The sequence below is a fragment of the Ensifer aridi genome (genome assembly GCF_002078505.1).
Classification (GTDB): Bacteria; Pseudomonadota; Alphaproteobacteria; order Rhizobiales; family Rhizobiaceae; genus Sinorhizobium; species Sinorhizobium aridi.
This window is the reverse complement of sequence record NZ_LUAV01000077.1, coordinates 1-564: the sequence shown is the minus strand read 5'-3', so window position 1 is coordinate 564 and position 564 is coordinate 1. Positions and strand designations below refer to the sequence as shown.

Annotated in this window: 1 protein-coding gene; it reads right to left on the bottom strand. The window is 69.9% G+C overall.

The genetic code is table 11. From position 1 onward, the window contains the following. Positions 1 to 564, bottom strand: a 564-nt coding sequence (locus tag AYK65_RS31345) for an AMP-binding enzyme (protein WP_139793431.1), incomplete at both ends; no start/stop codon positions are given.

Sequence of the window (564 nt, the reverse complement as noted above, 5' to 3'; positions counted from 1 at the left end):
GAAGTTGTCGTGGCGGCCGACCCGCTCGATGCCGAGCAGCTCTTCCCAGATCGCCGCCAGCAGCGTCTCGATCTCGCCCTGCGGCGCCTCGTAGGCTCGCCGCACATAGGCCTCGTCGGCAGGGGCCGGCAGCGCCTTGCGGTCGAGCTTGCCGTTCGGCGTCAGCGGCAGTGCTTCCAGCCGCACAAAGGCGGCCGGCACCATGTAGTCGGGCAGCAGGGCAGCGAGATGGGCCCGCAACGCCGCGGCAAGCTCGGCGCCATCGGCCTCGTCCGGCCCGTCCGTCGTCTTTGCAACCACATAGGCGACGAGCCGCTTGTCGCCGGCGCGGTCGTCCCGCGCCACCACCACCGCCTCGCCGACAAGCGCATGCTCGCAAAGCCGGGCGGCGATCTCGCCCGGCTCGATGCGGAAGCCGCGGATCTTCACCTGCTCGTCGTTGCGGCCCAGGAACTCGAGATTGCCGTCCGGCAGATAGCGCGCCAGGTCGCCGGTCCGGTAGAGACGATCGCCTTCGACAAAGGCACTGGCGATGAACCGCTCCGCCGTCAGATCAGGCCGGTT